This is a genomic window from Hungatella sp. SL.1.14 (genome assembly GCF_024460495.1).
GTDB classification, from domain to species: Bacteria; Bacillota; Clostridia; order Lachnospirales; family Lachnospiraceae; genus Hungatella; species Hungatella hathewayi.
This window is the reverse complement of the sequence record NZ_JANFYJ010000313.1, coordinates 1-303: the sequence shown is the minus strand read 5'-3', so window position 1 is coordinate 303 and position 303 is coordinate 1. Positions and strand designations below refer to the sequence as shown.

At 51.8% G+C, this 303-nt stretch carries 1 pseudogene; it reads right to left on the bottom strand.

Going from position 1 to position 303, the window contains the following annotated elements:
* Positions 1–303, bottom strand: a pseudogene (locus NE473_RS31145) (histidine kinase dimerization/phospho-acceptor domain-containing protein); the annotation flags it as partial.

Here is a 303-nt window from a genome sequence, read left to right as displayed (position 1 = left end):
CTTCCGCGTACCCCTGAATCAGGGCAATGGGCGTCTTCAGTTCATGGGATACATTCGCAATGAAATCCTTTCGCATCTCATCGACCTTGATCTTCTCCTCGATGTCCTACTGCAGCTCCGTGTTGGCCGTTCTCAGCTGGCCGATGGTCTCCTTCAGCGTATCGGACAGCCGATTCATGCTGTTGCTCAGCACGCCGATCTCATCCTCCGCCTGACCGGTGTATTTTGCGTCAAAATCGAGATTTGACATCTTCTCTGACAGATTGGCGAGCTGAAGAATCGGGGAAGTAATCTTTTTCGTGG